General features: G+C 36.4%; 15 protein-coding genes and 1 pseudogene. 8 read left to right on the top strand and 8 right to left on the bottom strand.

What is annotated here, in order from left to right:
- Window positions 1–372: 372 nt before the first annotated feature.
- Window positions 373–930: a TMEM165/GDT1 family protein gene (locus QL998_RS18465; RefSeq protein WP_165728421.1), complete on the top strand. Its 558-nt coding sequence runs from the start codon at window positions 373–375 to the stop codon at window positions 928–930.
- 61 nt (window positions 931–991) lie between these two features.
- Here the strand turns inward: QL998_RS18465 and QL998_RS18460 are convergent, their stop codons facing one another.
- The 3 genes from QL998_RS18460 to QL998_RS18450 all read right to left on the bottom strand — a co-directional run bounded on the left by QL998_RS18460 (window position 992) and on the right by QL998_RS18450 (window position 3,664).
- A complete protein-coding gene (locus tag QL998_RS18460; RefSeq protein WP_290193245.1) occupies window positions 992–1,516 on the bottom strand; it encodes a DUF6436 domain-containing protein in 525 nt (174 codons plus the stop codon).
- Complete coding sequence (locus tag QL998_RS18455; RefSeq protein ID WP_290193244.1) at window positions 1,500–2,966, bottom strand: methyl-accepting chemotaxis protein; 1,467 nt, start codon at window positions 2,964–2,966, stop codon at window positions 1,500–1,502. Before QL998_RS18455 ends, QL998_RS18460 begins: the two co-directional genes overlap by 17 nt.
- A gap of 146 nt (window positions 2,967–3,112) precedes the next feature.
- Window positions 3,113–3,664 (bottom strand): isochorismatase family protein, encoded by a 552-nt coding sequence (locus tag QL998_RS18450; protein ID WP_290193243.1) that lies wholly within the window; start codon window positions 3,662–3,664, stop codon window positions 3,113–3,115.
- A 166-nt stretch (window positions 3,665–3,830) separates the two neighbouring features.
- Here QL998_RS18450 and QL998_RS18445 point away from each other — a divergent pair, with 166 nt between their 5' ends.
- Entirely contained in the window at window positions 3,831–8,330 is a 4,500-nt protein-coding gene (locus tag QL998_RS18445; protein WP_290193242.1) for an EAL domain-containing protein, read from the top strand.
- 64 nt (window positions 8,331–8,394) lie between these two features.
- On the opposite strand, the gene QL998_RS18440 is transcribed toward QL998_RS18445, so the two are convergent.
- Window positions 8,395–9,288 carry a cation diffusion facilitator family transporter gene (locus QL998_RS18440; RefSeq protein ID WP_007581834.1) on the bottom strand — a complete coding sequence of 298 codons (894 nt, stop codon included), beginning with the start codon at window positions 9,286–9,288 and terminating at the stop codon, window positions 8,395–8,397.
- A 381-nt stretch (window positions 9,289–9,669) separates the two neighbouring features.
- On the opposite strand from QL998_RS18440, the gene QL998_RS18435 reads away from it, so the two are divergent.
- The 3 genes from QL998_RS18435 (at window position 9,670) to QL998_RS18425 (ending at window position 12,670) form a co-directional block, all read left to right on the top strand.
- Window positions 9,670–11,154 carry a diguanylate cyclase gene (locus QL998_RS18435; RefSeq protein ID WP_182194735.1) on the top strand — a complete coding sequence of 495 codons (1,485 nt, stop codon included), beginning with the start codon at window positions 9,670–9,672 and terminating at the stop codon, window positions 11,152–11,154.
- An 85-nt stretch (window positions 11,155–11,239) separates the two neighbouring features.
- The gene (locus QL998_RS18430) at window positions 11,240–12,193 is read left to right on the top strand and encodes a slipin family protein (RefSeq protein ID WP_007581832.1); all 954 of its coding nucleotides are present in this window, start codon (window positions 11,240–11,242) and stop codon (window positions 12,191–12,193) included.
- Between the two features lie 21 nt (window positions 12,194–12,214).
- Complete coding sequence (locus QL998_RS18425; protein WP_024605673.1) at window positions 12,215–12,670, top strand: NfeD family protein; 456 nt, start codon at window positions 12,215–12,217, stop codon at window positions 12,668–12,670.
- Between the two features lie 34 nt (window positions 12,671–12,704).
- Here QL998_RS18425 and QL998_RS18420 read toward each other — a convergent pair whose 3' ends face one another.
- On the bottom strand, window positions 12,705–13,577 hold the full coding sequence (locus QL998_RS18420) for an SMP-30/gluconolactonase/LRE family protein (protein WP_024605672.1): 873 nt from the start codon (window positions 13,575–13,577) through the stop codon (window positions 12,705–12,707).
- A 166-nt stretch (window positions 13,578–13,743) separates the two neighbouring features.
- Here QL998_RS18420 and QL998_RS18415 point away from each other — a divergent pair, with 166 nt between their 5' ends.
- A complete protein-coding gene (locus tag QL998_RS18415; RefSeq protein ID WP_024605671.1) occupies window positions 13,744–14,580 on the top strand; it encodes a patatin family protein in 837 nt (278 codons plus the stop codon).
- Between the two features lie 9 nt (window positions 14,581–14,589).
- Here the strand turns inward: QL998_RS18415 and QL998_RS18410 are convergent, their stop codons facing one another.
- From QL998_RS18410 to QL998_RS18400, 3 genes are read right to left on the bottom strand one after another with little or no spacing between them, the layout of a single operon-like run.
- Window positions 14,590–14,835 (bottom strand): hypothetical protein, encoded by a 246-nt coding sequence (locus tag QL998_RS18410; protein ID WP_007581829.1) that lies wholly within the window; start codon window positions 14,833–14,835, stop codon window positions 14,590–14,592.
- Window positions 14,832–16,427, bottom strand: a complete 1,596-nt coding sequence (locus QL998_RS18405) for a PepSY-associated TM helix domain-containing protein (protein ID WP_290193241.1) — start codon at window positions 16,425–16,427, stop codon at window positions 14,832–14,834. Before QL998_RS18405 ends, QL998_RS18410 begins: the two co-directional genes overlap by 4 nt.
- A complete protein-coding gene (locus QL998_RS18400) occupies window positions 16,424–16,711 on the bottom strand; it encodes a hypothetical protein (RefSeq protein WP_024597366.1) in 288 nt (95 codons plus the stop codon). The genes QL998_RS18405 and QL998_RS18400 overlap by 4 nt, the downstream gene beginning before the upstream one ends.
- Before the next feature lie 236 nt (window positions 16,712–16,947).
- On the opposite strand from QL998_RS18400, the gene QL998_RS18395 reads away from it, so the two are divergent.
- Both QL998_RS18395 and QL998_RS18390 read left to right on the top strand, forming a co-directional pair.
- A complete protein-coding gene (locus QL998_RS18395) occupies window positions 16,948–17,715 on the top strand; it encodes an undecaprenyl-diphosphate phosphatase (protein WP_290193240.1) in 768 nt (255 codons plus the stop codon).
- A 72-nt stretch (window positions 17,716–17,787) separates the two neighbouring features.
- Window positions 17,788–17,941, top strand: a pseudogene (locus QL998_RS18390) (IS110 family transposase); the annotation flags it as partial.

Raw genomic sequence — 17,941 nt, 5'->3', positions numbered from 1 at the left:
GAGGATCTGTAATTGAATTAAAATGTTTCAGAAAAGTAGTGCTCATATTTATGCGACCAAGTAATTATTATGCCTTGATCTGATCACTACTTGCTCTATAAGTTCAATTTATAATGATCTTGCCGTGTAGAATATGGTATTTGTTCTCTTAACTATATTTACCTAAAAGTAAAGTTATGGAATAATGGCCGCCTCTTAGGGGAGTAGCCCGCTCAGTAATGAGTAAACTTATCAACATAATTGCACCTCATGTGCATGGTAAGTTTGTAATGTTGTAGCAAGCGTTATCGGCGAGACCTAGGTAGACACTATCCTCATGGCGGGAGATAGTTGTTTGCCTTGGTTTAGTATTCCCGCCTGTAAGAATCAATAATGGAAGTTTTTTTAACCTCAACCGTCACTGTTACACTTGCCGAAATTGGCGATAAAACCCAGCTTTTATCACTCCTGTTAGCTGCCCGTTTTCGTAATAAAAGCGCACTTATTCTTGGTATTTTAGCCGCAACCTTACTCAATCATGGTTTATCAGCATGGTTTGGGCAGTGGTTAAGTAATAGTTTTTCTTCTGAATATTTACCTTGGCTTGTAAACATAAGCTTTATTGTAGTTGGACTTTGGTTGCTAGTTCCAGACAAAGACGAAGCTGTAAGTAGTAAATATGATAGCTACGGAGCTTTTTTAGTCGCTTTTGTATTATTTTTTATTGCAGAAATTGGTGATAAAACACAAATAGCGACGGTGTTGTTAGGCGCACAATATCAGTCTGTGTTTTGGGTAACGGTAGGAACCACGTTAGGTATGCTAATTGCTAATGTCCCTGTTATATACGCTGGTAATGCATTACTAAAAAGAATATCTCTAAACACCGTACGTGCTATTGCTGCTTGTGTGTTTGTGTCATTAGGTATTTATGGCTTAGTTACAATTTAATAAATATTAAAGCTCGCAACTGTTAATTTAAGTGCGAGCTTTAGTTTTTTCTGCACGTTATTTATGCATTATTTTCACAGTAACATCCCTTGGTTTGTGTAATTAAGAGGTTTGAGTTAAAACCTGCAGCTAAATTAGTGACCACAGTTTCAACAAAACCACTTCCCTGAGCACAAGCTAATCCTTCGGAGAGCGGCCCTGCATACACAAATTCACCATCTTTATTAATAATAACAGCAGCAGGCGTTGCCGGAATAACGTGCCTAAGTTTAGGTGTTAATTCAACTTGCACAATCTTCATGCCTTTATTCGTGGCAAAAGAAGTTAGCGATGAAATATGTGGCTTAGCCTGTATAGTACACCCGCAATTTTTTTCTGTTATAAGCACTAAAGACGGCTCACCACTATCAATCCAATCCAATTGCTTTTTAAAATTACTAAACCAATGTTTTTGCATTAAAATTTTTGAGCTATCAAACGGTTTAAGCTGCTCTAATTGAAAATAAACTAACCCTGCAACAACACAAATAAACCATGTAGCTATAAGCGAAAATACGAAAGAGTTAGATTTATTTAAACTTGGCAATGCTTTGCTCTAACACATCAATACTTACATCGATTAACTGCACCTTAGCGGTTAACTGCTGCACTATTTGCGTATCTTGGTACTGATTTTGGCGCATAGTATCAGTACTGCTTGCTATTAACTCGGTATTACCTGCCTGCTCCGCTACGACTTGTGCAACTGAGTCAGAGCTTGAAGATACTGCGGCTATTTGCTCGCTCATTGCTGAAATATTCTCTTTCATTGCGGTACTGATACTTGTTAAATCAACTACAAAATTTACACACTGACTCATTGATTGTGTTGACGTTTTACTATTATTAACAAGATCTTTTAATGTAAGACTAATTTTATCTGTTGTTGCTTTACTGTGGTTAGCCAAAGATCTTACCTCATCAGCAACAACAGCAAAACCTCGACCGTGTCCGCCTGCGCGGGCAGCTTCAATAGCTGCATTTAAAGCAAGTAGGTTTGTTTGCTCAGCAATGCCTGATATTTCATTAAGAAGCCCTGAAATAACATCGCCAGCTGCCACTAAGTGATTTATTTTTTCTTCGGTATGATTAAGCAGTGTTAACAACTCTCTACTTTTAGCGTCTGTTTGAAGCACTTCTTTTAATGCATCACCTGCAGATTGTGTAATATGGTCAACTTGGCGCTTAAGCACCTCACTTTCTTCTTCTACAAGTTTAAAGCCATTGGCAACTTGAGCGCCAGAATTAGCAATATCATCGGTTTGTTGCGTACGTTGAACCGCTCCACTCGCTAACTGATCGTGAACATCAATAAGCTCTTGTGAGTTTTTTTGCAATGATTCTGATTGTGTTTGTACCTGTTTAATAACATTAGATAAGTAATCTAGTAATGTGTTAAATCCTGCTACAGCTTCGCTTTTAGTGTCATCCGCGCGAAGAGAGAGTTTAATGTTTTCAGGATCTTTCATTATTTGTTCTGTCGCATAACTTAAAGATAAGCCCGCACGACGTTCCCGTTGCAGCGTTTTTGCAATATAGCCTGCAACTAATACTTCAACTATTGCGTATCCAGCATGAATTAGCACCGTAGTAAAAGCGAGTCTATCAGGGTCAAATACGTAAAAACCCGTATTTTGAGTTTGTAAATAATAAAAAGATAAATGATGTACCGCTACAAAAATAATAGCGGTAATAAACACTCGCCACTGTACAAAAACAATTAACATGGGCATTAAAATAAATATTTCAAAATGGACTTCAATCAGCCCAAAAGTTTGTTGTATGTGCAAAAAAGAAAACATCATTATGGCGGCAGCTACCACATGGGGGATAATAGGGCTATCACCTTGTGTTTTTAAAAGCCATATAGGTAATAAACACAATGGCAAACCTATCATAAAAGCCTGCGCTAATGTGTCGAAATACAAGCCTATAGCAATAGACTCGACAAACAAAAGACTGAAAATAATTGTAAATAACCGGCCAATACTAGACATAAGAACCTTAAAATTGTTGTTTGCATTGTTGTTTTATAAAGCAGTCTGCAATATACGTATATAAACGAGTTTCAGTTTACTTAACACAATAATTAACTAACGACACATCAAAGCAATACATTTTATTTACATTACATGCATGCGGTCTACTTAATTATAGGCAGTATTTTCTTAAACGTAGGCGTAGCAGCTTTTTTTGTCCATTGAAAAATTACTATTTCAGCGCATGAAATTACAGCTCCAGCTTGACGTAGCTGCTCAATCGCCAAATTTTTATGTTGTGGGTTTCTCGAACCAACTCCTTCGTAAACAATAATAACTTCAAAGTCATTTTCTATTAAATCTAAGCATGTTTGTAAAACACACACATGTGCTTCAGTTCCCACAACAACAACTTGCTTTTTACCATGGCTTTTTAACGTATCAACAAAACCAGGCTCTGCACACGCACTAAAGTACGTTTTATGAAAATACGTGGCATTAGGTAACGTATTTTTAATTTGCTGATTAGTCTCGCCCAAACCTTTCACATATTGCTCCGTTACTAAACATGGAACGCCATGAATAATACCCGCTTGAGCTAACTGCAATGTGCTTTTTAAAATATTCGGAAAATCTTTAATTGCAGGAGCAAGCAACTCTTGTAAGTCTATAACTAATAACACGCTGTTTTTTGCATCAACATTAGAGAAAACCAATATACTCTCCTTCTAAGCATTTACTATTATCTGTATAGAGTAGCTCACTATTTAAAAATAGAACTTTTAGCGTTATGTATATTATTTGTAATTAAAAAATAAAAACTTATGCTATATTTACTATCTAGCTAAGCATCATCCTACCTTCCACTGAGAGTGTTTATAAGTGCGTTTGAGCAAAATTTTTTTTCATATCACCATTACTTTTTTACTATGCATCCAAAGCACTTATGCATCACAAAACTATGCTCAGCAGTTACAACGAATTTCTACTGACGAAGGCCTATCACAAAGTTACGTTTTGCAGACTCAAGAGGATGATATTGGTTATATTTGGATAGCAACCCAACAGGGTTTAAACCGTTTTGATGGTTATAATGTAAAAACTTTTAGTGGCGGCTTTGGCCTGGATAAACACTATATTTATGCATTATTTAAAGCCGAAGACGGAAAAATCATTGTCTCAACAGATCTTTCTGGTGCCTATATAATAGATCCCCTCACTTTAAAAACCGAAAAAATCTATTCTGGTCAAATAGATAAAGAACAAAAAATGTTCTCTCCGATCTCTGCAATGACTCAGCAACAAAACACTTTTTATTTCGCCATAGATGCTCAAATATATACATTTGATGAGACGAGTAAACACTTTACATTTAAGCTAACCCTGCCAAATAAAGGTGACTACATTCGGTCATTAACAATATATAAAAACACTTTATATATTGGTACAAATGATGGTTTATACACTGCAAATATAGATAATTCAGAACTTGTAAAAATACCTCTTCATCCCCCTGAAAAAAATACGATAGATAATGTAAACGTCAAATTCTTAAGTGTTGATAATGAACTAGGATTACTTGTTGGTACTGTTGAAGGCATGTATCAATTAGCATTCGATAATACCAAAAATATATCTGCAGCAAATATTACAACTTTAATCCCTGATTATAATATATGGGATTATGCCAATACTGTTTACGGGGAGTTTGTAGCAACCGAAAGTGGATTGTTCAGTTATCACCGCGAAACCAAAGAACTAGAATTCGTATTAAATTATGAAAAAAGTAAGTTTAATATTAATGAAAACTCAATAAACGATCTAATGGTTGATAAGTCCGGCGTACTTTGGCTCACATCTAGAACCCAGGGCGTGTTTACATGGCCAATTAAAACCCGACGGTTTAAACACATTACTTTACCCGGTAACAATACTATTCATGCCACCTACCAAGACAAAAATAATATTATTTGGTTAGGAACAGAAGATGGAATTGCACGGTACGACAAAGCAACAAATAAAAGTGATGTATATCTGAGCTCAACCGACTCAAAAGCAATATACGGGGCATCTGCCGTTTATGATATTTTTGCGTCTTCAATTGGTAATAATCAATTCCTTTGGCTTGTTACTTTCAACGGGTTCAAACTGTTTGATAAACAAACGGGTAAAATTATTGAAAATAAAGACACAGAAAAAAATGTAATTAACCAATCCAACTTATTTGGCTTTGCCCAGTTATCTGCAGACACATATGCATTTATGTCGGATGATAATTTTTATGTTTTTAATGAAACAACAGGAAAAACAAGAATTATTAAGGGGCTCAAAGAGCAAGTCGATCCTTTATTTTCTTACGCTTTTTATAAACACCTTAAAACTAACCCTGACGAATTTTTACTTGGTACATCAAAAAGCTTCCTTAGGTACAACGAAAAAAATCAAAAATTAACAACTATATTTCAGTCATTTAACCCTAAAAAAGATATTTTTTACACGGTAGAAAATTTTTACTTAGACTCAAAGCGAAATATTTTATGGTTAGCAACCACCCACGAAGGTTTACTTGGTGTTGACCCAGTTACTTATGAGAGAAAACACTACATAGGATTAAAAAATTCATTTAATACTGATTCTATTTATTCATTACTTCCTGATGAAAATGGTTTTTTATGGGCAAGTACCGACAATGGTTTGTATCAAATAAACTTAGATACACTCAATGTAATGAGTTATTCAGTAAAAGAAGGTTTAAATATAAATCAATTTACACCGATAGCAGCAGCAACATTAAACGATGGTCGTCTTATATTTGGTAGTAATGCGGGAGCACTACTTTTTGACCCTTTAGACTTTAACGAAAAAGAACAACTTAAAAAAAGTAACCTAGCTATTACTGATATCAGTCTTTTTACTAAAGAACTCAATTATTACCCTAATAAATACCTTAGCGAACCGCTTGTTCTCGATTATGAAGACATGGGATTGACCGTTAGTTTTTCTAACTTTTCATACCCTAATGTTGATAAAGCATATTATAAAGTAATTCTTTCAGGGCCTACATCCCTTACATACGAAGACTTACAATCTAACCAAGTGTTTTTTACAAAGCTTCAACCGGGTAGTTACTCACTAAAAATATCAGCGCATAATCGTGATGGTATTGTTACAAGCGAACCGACTACGCTTAATATCAATGTAGCCTACGCGCCATGGAAGTCACCCTTTGCTATTGCCGCCTATATAGCCTTAATACTAGCCGTATTGTTTTTTATTTTTTGGCAATACCGCAGCCGCCAAGTTGCAATAGAACAAGCTCATAGAGCGACTATTCATTCGCAAAAGCAAACAGAGCTCGCGCTTAAAAATAACAAAAGTGGCGTGTGGGATTATAATTTTAAAGATGCTTCCGTAAGCACACTCAGAGGAATTGAACTTGGTTATTCAGATTTACCTGAACGTGTACATATAAAACAATTTTTAGCACTTATACACCCCGATGATCAACGCCACTTTGAAAGTCAGTGGGTAAACTATTTCAAATACAAAAAACAACAAAACTGGCAAGCAACTTATCGCTTACAGCACAAAGGTGGGCATTGGCTGTGGTATCAAGATACAGGGCAAGTTATATATGATCCTCAAACAAATGAGCCGTTATATGTTTCTGGCATATATACCAATATCACCGAGCAACGGGCTAACGAGCAACAAGCAAAAATTTTAGGTGAAGCGTTCAGCCAAATAAACGACTGGTTACTTATACTCGATGAACATTTAATGCCATTTTCTGCGAACAACAGTTTTATTGAAACATTTTCAAATGAAAAAGTAGCCACTAAAATTAGTCCTAAATTGTTCATAAAAGCGATTGGTAAAGATAAGTGTAAAGAGTTTGCTGGTATTTTAAAAAAATTAAAACCGACAGAAAACTGGCAAAGTGATGCTTATATAAAAACAGCAAGAAATAACGAACATCCAATTCACATAAGTGCCACAGCAGTTACAAAAGATACTGCTAGTTACTACGTAGTTGTTATTACAGATTTAACCGAACAAAAACGTGCTGAAAACGAGCTGCGCTATTTAGCTAATTTTGATCCTCTAACGCATTTACCAAATCGTAGTTTAATGTATCAGAACATCGAAAAAGCGATTAGATATGCCGATGAAAATAATACACAATGTGCATTGTTATTTATTGATTTAGATAAATTTAAACCTGTTAATGACTCTTTTGGCCACGCAGTTGGCGATAAGCTCTTGTGTAATATTACCCAAAGAGTGAACGGTATGCTCGGCGCAAACGCAAAACTTGGCCGACAAAGTGGTGATGAATTTTTAGTGCTGATTCAAAATATAAAATCGCTTCAGTCTCTTCGCGATACAGTAAGAAAAATTAGTAATGAGTTAGCTAATAAAGTAATTATTGAAGACTTCTCTATTAATATTTCAGCCAGTATTGGCGTTGCTTTATACCCATTCGATGCTGTAACCACCGATTTACTTATCCGTAATGCCGATGTAGCCATGATGCACGCTAAACAAGGCGGGAGAAACGACTTTAAGTTTTTTAGCGATGAAATGAATGAGCTGATAAAACAAAAGTTACTGCTCGAAAATGATTTAAAAGATGCAGTAAAAGACAACCGATTTTTTAATCACTATCAGCCCATTATCGATATAGAAGAAAAAACAATAAATGGCGTGGAGTTACTCATGCGCTGGAAAAATCAAGGACAGTTGGTATCCCCAGCACTTTTTATACCGGTAGCAGAAGAAACCGGTTTAATAGAACTCCTTACTGAGCAAGCATTGCAACGAGCTCTTATTGAAATTGCACCTATACTCAGCGCAAACCCATTGTTTTATATATCTTTAAACTTATCGCCTAAACACATTTTAAAAACAAACATAACCCAGCGGTTAATGTCCATATTAGCGGACTCTCAAGTTCATCCAAGACAATTAAGACTTGAAATAACAGAGAGTATTTTACTAGAAGATAAACTCAAAGCAGCCAAGCAGCTACAAAACTTAAAAGCTGCTGGGTTTAAATTACTACTTGATGATTTTGGTACTGGTTACTCGTCACTCACCTATTTGAGCCAATTTCCTATTAATGTTATTAAAATAGATCAAAGCTTTGTAAACAGTATTGGTATAGATAAAGGGGATGAGTCAATTATTAAGACCATTCTTTTATTGGCCGAAAACCTAGATCTTTACTGTATTGCAGAAGGAGTAGAAACGCGCGAACAGATGATCTTTTTAGCCGAGGTTGGGTGTACTGTACTGCAAGGTTATTACTTTGCAAGGCCAATGGATGCTAAAGACTTACGTAAAAGCGATTGTTTTAGCAATATCATTGATTTGATTTGATTTGATTTAAAACATTAAAAGCGTGCTAATCATTATTACACGCTTTTATATTAATTAAATGCTACTAATGGATGTGATGGCATTCGTGGCTTTCTATTTGTAATACACTATTGCGTACATTAAATTTTTCAGCTAACAGTTGTTCTACCTTCATACGACATGCTTCATCGTGTTTTTCAATAGTACAATGCTCTTTAAGTACAACGTGCGCCCCGACTACTACACCCTTATATTTACGCGTTACAGTGACGTTATGGACATTGTGAACATGCTCCATATCTGTAATCTCACTTTCAATATCTGCAACTTTAGGAAGTTTGGCCTTATTTAAGCGTAAACCTTTTATACAACTAATAATGACCTTAACACCGGTAAACAACACGAAAGAGGCGATTAACATGCTCGATAAAATATCGATAACAACCCAGCCCGTAAAATATATAAGAATACCAGCCACAAATGTCGATACGGTAGAAATCAAATCAAAGAATGAATGTAAAAATACCGCGTAAACATTAATACTCGCTTTGCGGCCTTTATATAAAACCCATGCAGCAGCACCATGAAATAAAAAACCAATAGCAGCAATAACCGACATTAAATAACTATTAATAGCCAGCTCATTTCCTTCATGCTGGTGTATATAGCGCTCACCACCTTCATACAAAATAATTAAACTGATTGCTAGGTATAAAAATCCGTTCACCAGACCACCCAAAAGCTCGGCTCGTTGATGGCCATCGTTATAGGTTTTAGCAAAATGAATAGCGAGACTTGATGCAATCAGTGCGATGAATAACGAGCTATTGTGAACAAACAAATGCCCCGCATCGGCAAGTACAGCAAGCGAATTAGAATAATAAGCACCTATAACCTGAATTACCATAAACGAACACGTAATTGCTAGCGCAATAAGTAACCGACGACGAGAAGCTTGGTGTGTAGTGATTTCTGTCATGAAATGCTTGAATAACCTATACTTAAAGTGCAAATAAACCAAAGATGGCTTAGAGTAGAAAAGGGTAATGATATACAGTATCAATTATAATACGTACTGCCCTCAAACGCACTAAAAACTTAGTAAATCAAAAAAAATGTGCTAATAATTAGTAGGGCTTGTTGAACTTCGGTGGTTGAATTTACACCAGTATTTTTTTTTTAGGCAAGGCAGAGCCTATGTAGTGTGGCTATTCCCCATAAATAGGCGATAACGCAGCATAAATACCAAACATGTGCTGCCTTTTGAGCTCGTTCTAAGGACGATTAACACGCCCAAGTAAAAACAATAAAAATACAATAGATAACAATTTAATTGTGGCTTAAACACATGGAGAGTTGAGTGAGTAATAACCTATCAAATGAAATATGGCGAAACTTGGAGTTACTGCCGTTTTGTGTATTACTTTATGATGCCAATGAAAATATATTTAAAGTTAACAGCCAAGCACAGGACTTGTTTGGCTTAAGAAATAAATCACATTTTAATAAAATTGATTTTTCACACATCACTTTAACCAATCATCACAGTAAAAAAGAACTATTAGTCGAGGAGCTATTCTTTGATTATTTCACTGCAAATAACCAATGCCAGTTTGTTTTATCAAAACAGGTATCTAAATTGCTACTCAATGTAAAATTTGCAAAATTACCTAACTCAAGCTCCATTATTATAATCGATGTATTGAATAATAATGTAGATGAACAATATGATTTTGATAATATTATTTCGAACATATCAACTGACTTAATTGATATTCAAAACGACGACGTTGATAAGCATATCAACTACGCATTAAAAGCTATTGGTACCGTTTGCCACGCAGATAGAAGTTATCTTTTTAAGTTTGCCGAGGATGGTAAAACCATAAATAACACCCACGAATGGGTCAATAATGATATACAAGCATTTAAAGAGGACTTACAAAACCTTCCGAAAAGCGATCTCCCATATTTTTTTAGTTTGATGGCACGTACTCACTTATTTAGAGTTAACGATGTAACGTCGTTACCCATTCAAGCAATGAGCGAAAAAACAATTTTCCAGCGACAAAAAATAAAATCAGTACTTTGCATTGGTCTACGTTATGACAAAGAGCTCGTTGGCTTTATAGGCTGTGATTGCGTTGTTCAAAAGCGAAACTGGACTGATTTAGACCTTATTCGCTTAAGGTTAGTAGGTGAAATGCTTGCTAATGCTTTCAAAAATTTAAATTACAAGCAAGAGCTACAACAAGCTCAGCAGCAACTCATTAATGCCAATCATAAACTTAACAAACAAGTTAATACTGATGGCCTTACAAACATTGCTAACCGACGCTGTTTTGATCAAACTTTAAAATGCGAAATTAAGCGCGGCGCACGTAATAAAGAACCCATTAGTTTAATAATGTGTGATATTGATTTTTTTAAGCGTTATAACGATAACTATGGGCATCAGCTAGGTGACGAAGTGTTAAAACAAGTTGCCAAAGCGCTGCATGATCTTTGTAAACGTGAAGGTGATTTAGCCGCTCGTTTCGGTGGTGAAGAATTTGCGATAATTTTACCTGCAGTCGACACAGATCATTGCCAAAGATATGCTGTTCTTATTCAGGAAAAAATTGCAGAACTTGCAATTGAACATAACTTTTCAAGTGCCAGTAAATACCTCACTTTGAGTATCGGATTTTATAGCCTTATACCCAATCAAAAAACAACACCTAAAGAAGTTATAACTAACGCCGACATAGCCCTTTATAACGCAAAAGAAACAGGCAGAAATAAAATAGCCAGTTTTTACAAAAACCGACTAAGCCGGCGCGCTACAGTGAGTTTTAGTGGTTAAAAGTTCGCTGTAGTGATAATCTATACACGCTGAAATTATAAACAATACAACCACTCAGCGTTTAATTATTATAAGGAATGTTTAAATGGATCCAGTCACACAAATTCTCGATATGGTTTTTACTGTTGAGGCTTTTTTACTTGTTTTTGTTATCGTGCTTTTAAAAAGTAGCGTTAAATTTGTACCACAAAACCGCGCCTGGTTAATCGAACGTTTTGGTAAATACCAATCAACTAAAGAAGCCGGCCTTAACTTTATTATTCCATTTATTGATAGAATCTCGGCTGATCGTAGCTTAAAAGAACAAGCTCAAGATGTACCATCGCAGTCAGCTATCACTAAAGATAACATCTCACTTATAGTTGATGGCGTACTGTACTTTAGAGTACTAGACCCGTACAAAGCAACGTATGGCGTTGACGACTATACGTTTGCAGTTGTACAACTTTCACAAACAACAATGCGTTCAGAATTAGGTAAAATGGAGCTTGATAAAACATTTGAAGAGCGTGATTTACTTAATACCAACATTGTTGCAGCTATAAACCAGGCATCTGAGCCTTGGGGTATTCAAGTACTTCGCTACGAAATTAAAGATATTGTGCCGCCTAACTCTATTATGGAAGCGATGGAAGCACAAATGAAAGCTGAGCGTGTTAAACGAGCTCAAATTTTAGAGTCAGAAGGTGATCGCCAAGCAAATATCAACGTTGCTGAAGGTAAAAAACAAGCACAAGTACTTGCTGCTGAAGCCGACAAAGCCGAGCAAATTTTACGCGCTGAAGGTGAAGCAACAGCTATTACTACGGTTGCAGAAGCACAAGCAAATGCACTTATTAAAATAGGCGAAGCTGCAGATACAGAGCAAGGTCAAAAAGCAATTCAGTTAGATTTAGCAACTAAAGCAATCGCGGCTAAAGAAGCGATTGCTCGTGAATCATCAATTGTATTACTGCCAGACAACGCGACAGATGCAAGCTCAATGGTTGCCCAAGGTATGGCAATCATTAATAGCTTAAATAAAAAGCATTTGGGTTAATAACTAAATAAAGAGGTTTGTATGGATTTTATTACGCAAAATTTACCGCAAACACTTATGGTACTTGGTATTGTTGCTTTAATAATAGAAGTAGCAGTACTTGGCCTTTCTACATTTATTTTGTTGTTTTTTGGATTATCGCTATTCCTTACAGGATTATTAATGAGTTTTGGTATTTTACCTGACTCATTAGCAACAGCCCTTTGGAGTAATGCAGTTGTAACAGCTGGCTTAGCCGTTGCACTTTGGAAACCATTAAAACAAATGCAAAATCGCGTAGATAAGAAGCAAGTGAATAGTGATTTTGCTGAACTTACTTTTGTACTTACTAGCGATGTAACAGAACAAGGTTTAACTACCCATCAATATTCAGGTATTAGCTGGAAACTCAAAAGTGAGCAACCAATTAGCGCCGGTACTGAGGTTTTAGTAACCAAAAAAGAAGTGGGTGTTATGTGGGTTAAGCCTAAAAGCTAACCATCACTTTAAAACAAGCACTGTGTATAATAAATTACAGTAAAACGGGCGACTCAAACTGCCCGTTTTTTATGCCTGAGATTTGAAATACAGCGCCTTGTTCAGTAACAGTATTATTAATCGATTCATCAAATGCCGATGTCACAAGTAACAATTCAGCATTTTTACCGCCAAATGCAGTGCATGTCGGTTTTATTGCACAAAGCTTTATTGTTTTAATTAGCTCACCGCCTGGGGATAAACACATAACACACCCCATTCCCCACACAGCTAGCCACAAATTACCTAATTGGTCGGTTACGCAGCCATCGGGGTCAACATCAGTATTATTAAATTGATAAAAAACACGTGGCTCAGAGCAAGGTTCGCCAGTTTGCTCATCCAAATCTAATACATAAATACAACTCGTTAAAGAGTCGCAGTAATAACCGCGTAAACGTGGCTTATCAAAGCACAATCCATTTGGGATACTCAAGTTACTTACAACGACTTTAAGCTGGTGTTTATAATAACGGTATATCTTACCGTCACCTTTTTTAGCATTTACGTCCATTGTACTTAACCAAAAACCACCCCATGGATCAGCGCGGCCGTCGTTTGAACGCCTATTTAGTTGTGTATTTTCAATATTAAGAATAAGGTGGCGAGTGCACGAATTAATATGGTATTTGTATAAACCAGTACTTGTACCTAGCAACAAGTGCTGCTCATCAATCCACGCTATTGCACTGAGTGTATCAGGCATATTAACTGTTTTTAGTTGGCTTTCGCTGTGTATTTTTTTGCTTAAAAGTAATTTTTTATTTATGTCGACCCAATAAAAAGTATTCAGCATAGGGTGCCAAAGAGGACTTTCTGCAAGCCGATTCTGTGTGCTTTCAAAAATGGTTACGCTAGGGTCAAACATAAATACTTATTCTTTATTATTAACAAAGCCTTGTAACCCAAACCTTACCAGAAAACAGTTGATTTCGCGATGTGTACCTGGCTTTAATTTATCAACACCTTCAGTAATCTCTATCGCATTTTTTAGACTGAGTTGATAACATCAAATTTAATAAAAAGGATTGACCATGAACAACAATAATAAAAATACACTCGTCGTTGAAGGCGGTGCAATGCGCGGTATATTTGCCGCAGGTGTGCTTGATGAGTTTTTAAAACAGCAATATCAGCCGTTTGAACGCTATTTTGGTGTTTCAGCCGGGGCCACTAATATAGCCGCATTTTTATGCAAACAACCAATGCGAAATTATAAAGTGATTACTGACTATTCATGCCGTCCTGAATTTATTAATTTAGCGCGCTTTATTAAAGGTGGTCATTTATTTGATTTAGATTGGTTATGGCAAGAAACGATTCGCGAAATACGTCTTCATACAGAGGTATTCGAACAAACTCCACACGAGTTTTATATTGTATCTACGGCAATCGAATCAGGCAAAGCACACTATTTAAAAGCCACCAGCGCCGATATGGTGCATCAATTAAAAGCATCATGCGCTATACCCATTGCATATCGTGACTACCCTATTATTAATGACATAGCGATGACCGATGGCGGTGTTGCTGATTCAATTCCGGTTATAAAAGCTTACGAAATGGGTGCACGCGAAATCACCGTTATTTTGTCTCAATGTTTAGGCTATCGTAAAAAACCAAGTAAGGCACCTTGGCTTACTAAAAAAATGTATAAAAACTATCCCGCATTAATTCAAACGACCTTAAATAGGGCTGATTTTTATAATAAGTCTATCGATTTTATTATGAATCCACCAAATGACTGCAAAATCAATATCATTGCACCACCGGCTAATTTTAAAGTTGGGCGTACCACTAAAAAGTTTGAAATACTTAATAGTGGTTACAACATGGGAGTTGATACTGCTAAGGCCTTTTTAGCTAAATAACTGCATTATTTAACCTAATAATTGCGGTGCTTTACCCGCAATAACTGCGGTTAGTAAACCAGCTAACATAGCTCCCACAACGGTGCATATTGCACCGCCTAAAATACCGTAAACACTCATAAAACATATCAGCGCTAAACCAAATAGCAGTGCACTTAAAAATGTTTTAGTCGCTAATGTAAGTGTGTTTTTTCGTAGGTTGAGCATCATTAATAATAAACTTACCATCGCAATTGTAATTAGTAGCTCGTTCATGCGAGTTGTACCTCAACTTGTAATTTTTGTGTGCTTTTTATTTTTAAAGCACCAAACATACACACGGTACCCACCACCATAAAGCTTATATCTACTACCGCAACAAGCGAGCTATTAAGGTTAATAACATTGCTCACTCCAAATATAATATTAAGTGGCAGCACCAAAGCAAGCGAAGCGCCGCATAGTAAAAGTGTCAGCTTAAAATAGTTTTTATAACCTATGGGCAATACACTTAATAGTAACCATGCCAACCACGTATAAAAGAACACGGGTCCAAAAAAGCTATTTTGCGCCACACCAACAACGCTATAATTAAGTAAAACTTGCACAGGAAATAGCACAAAGCTTGCTAATACCAAGCCACCACAACTGCCAATAATAAAGCGATTCCAGCGTGCATATGCCTGCATACTCAGTGAAGGACTACTGCCACGTGTACGCTTTGCTAGCCACATCATCATGCCCGAAATAGGTAAAAGCGCAGTACTTAAACCAAGTAATACCCAAAGCAGTTTGACAAACACCCCTGCAAAGTTTCCAAAGTGCAGCGGAAACATCAGCTCAATTACTTTTATTGAAACACCTGAAATATCACCAAAACTACTCATCGACTGTACAAACTCACCATTGCCTTGGTAATGCAGTAACTGAGAAGCAACAGCCTCGCCACCTAACAAACGCAAATATACCTGCGCATTCGCATCGTTATGCGCCATTATTGTGACATCTCTAATTATTGCTTCAGGGTAACGACTATGAGCATGCTCTAAAATAGTGTCTATTTTTGTAGGTTGCTTAATGTGGCTAACTACAGGCTCAGGAATGGCGGTAAACGTTTCTATTAACTTATCTTGATCGCCACCAAAGCTCACAAAGGCAGCTGCTGGTAGTAAAATAATGGTCGCGAGCCCTAAAAATGATCCTGTAAAACCAATCACAATATTAAATACGCTGCCCCAAATACCTATAACCTTATGAGCATCGCTTATTGCAATATCTAACCCTTTATCTCGCCTAAACGTAAAGAGCTCTTTTATCAATTTGCGATGAATAAACAAGCCTGTCACTGCACTTACTAAAAGCGTTAAACCTAAAAACCCAGTGAGTATTAACCCAATTGGTCGCCCTAAATGCAAATCTGCATGAAACTCACCTATATAAGTTGGCGCATCGGTTTTTTTATTGGCGTAAAACTCTTTACTAGGCCCATAGTAAGTATTTTCCAGCACCAGTGTATTGGGATGAAATTGAAATACTCTAGCCACCTCTTGGTCGTAATTTTCATCGCCATGGTGAGATTCAAATACCAACGTTAATAAATGAAAGTTATGCCCACTTGGTAAAAACACATGAATGTTTTCGCCAAATTCACTAGGTACTTGTTTATGATATTCGTTTACTAGTCTATTAATTTTCGCGCTGGCAACGTGTTGGCTAGATTGCAGTTCTGGATTAGCCCATATTTTTAACTCAGGTCGCGACAGAACTGCTAACGCCCCACTAAATGCAACAATAAATAGCAGTACAGCAGTAATAATTCCTACCCAGCTATGTAATGAAAATAGCTTTTTTAAAGTAATCGACTTCATCCCTGCCCCTGCGTTAACGCCCAAAAACTCAATAAACCATGTAATACACACAGTGCAATCATTACAACAAACGGTTGCCATACCTTTTGCGCCAAATACGCATAAATAAACAACGCAGTCCAAATAACAGGAAAGAGTAAAATAGGCAGTAATATTTGTTCATTCATTTGAAACGGTAAATAAGTTGTCATACCCGGAATCATTATTACCGCAGTAATTAGCGCTAACACACATGCAATTAGGTGCCTTCGCCGTGTAGCTGTAAACGTTTTTTTATTATTCATTATTCGCTCATTAAATTTGCCCAAACATATACAAAACAGCACATGCAAATGATAACAATTGTTATTATATTGTGCATTTACTGCTTAATGCAATTTATTAAACACATTAAGTCTAAAAATACTGTTGGTTTGCTTTAAGAGCTTTTATGCTACGCCTCGCAATTTAGGTACGCAGTAATGCGTCATTTCAGTTAAGCCGAGTTCGGGCTTTTTAATTTTTCAGGAAGCAGTAAACCGTGGATATAATTAACGCGATTATTTTAGGTATTATTGAAGGTATAACAGAATTTTTACCCATATCATCAACCGGGCACTTAATTGTAGCGTCAAAGTGGTTAGGCATTGAATCAACAGACACTAACCTCGCCTTCGAAGTCATTATTCAACTTGCCGCCATTTTAGCGGTACTAGCTAACTATAAAGACAAGTTTAGCCCTAAACATTTTAATTTATGGATTAAAGTTGCCATTGCATTTATTCCTTTGGGTATTATTGGTTTTATATTTAGTGATGTAATAAAAACACTGTTTAGCGTACCTGTAGTAGGTGTTATGTTTATTGTAGGCGGTGTGATTTTTTTACTATTAGAGCGCAGTTATAAAGAGGCTCACTGCACAACTACCGATGTAACCCAAGTTACTTATAAACAAGCACTTTGGATTGGCGTAGCACAAGTATTTGCGTTAATTCCAGGGACTAGTCGTGCTGGGAGCTCTATTGTTGGTGCCATGTTGTGTGGTTTAAACCGAAAAACCAGCGCTGAATTTTCATTTTTACTTGGTTTACCTGTACTTGCAGCAGCCTCAGGGTACGACTTACTTAAACATTACCAACTGTTTAGCTTAGATGACCTAACTGCCCTTGCTGTGGGTTTTTTAACGTCTTTTATAGTTGCTTATTTTACTATTAAACTATTCATACGCTTTCTAGAAAATTTCACTTTTGTTAGTTTTGGTCTTTACCGAATCGTATTTGGTGTTATTTTACTAACTAACCTGATGTAATGGTCTCCTCCCTATACGGCATCTATGTGCCATGATTAAAGTGGTTACAATAATCAAAGGGAGAAGACCAAAATGAAGATTACAACAATTGGTTTAGATATAGCAAAAAGATTTTTCCATGTGGTGTGCTGCAATGAACAAGGGCGCTTAGTTAAAAAGAAAATGTTAAAGCGTGCGCAAGTGTTATCTTTTTTCCAACAACACACTACGTGTTTAGTTGCTTTAG

The organism is Pseudoalteromonas sp. APC 3691 (genome assembly GCF_030408135.1).
GTDB lineage: Bacteria > Pseudomonadota > Gammaproteobacteria > Enterobacterales > Alteromonadaceae > Pseudoalteromonas.
The sequence above is the reverse complement of the archived record's forward strand: the minus strand, read 5'-3'. Positions and strand labels throughout refer to the sequence as shown.